The organism is Paraburkholderia sp. SIMBA_053, assembly GCF_046534895.1.
Lineage (GTDB): Bacteria > Pseudomonadota > Gammaproteobacteria > Burkholderiales > Burkholderiaceae > Paraburkholderia > Paraburkholderia caledonica.
The window spans coordinates 1-261 of sequence record NZ_JAWRXU010000967.1 but is presented as its reverse complement, the minus strand read 5'-3'; the positions used below and the strand labels follow the sequence as shown (position 1 = coordinate 261).

Below are 261 nucleotides of genomic sequence, written 5' to 3'. Positions count from 1 at the left end.
ATGGCGCCTCCTCCTAGACTCGGACCGAATTTAGGTCTATATTTAGTCCTGCAATCTCAACCGAAGGGAGCGGGTATGAAACCGAGTCAGGTCAAGCCAATAAGCTACCTGAAAAGCCACGCAGCAGAAATCGTCCGGGACATCACCGAAAGCGGCGAACCCATGCTCATCACCCAGAACGGCGAGGCAAAGGTTGTCGTGCAGGATGCCCAATCGTATGAGGACATGCAGCAGACGGTTGCCCTCCTCAAGATTCTCGCG

General features: G+C 54.4%; 1 protein-coding gene. It reads left to right on the top strand.

The window, feature by feature from the left end; all coding sequences use genetic code 11:
- Positions 1 to 75: 75 nt before the first annotated feature.
- Positions 76 to 261: type II toxin-antitoxin system Phd/YefM family antitoxin (locus SB753_RS38485; protein WP_410805343.1), on the top strand; the 186-nt coding region annotated here is incomplete at its 3' end.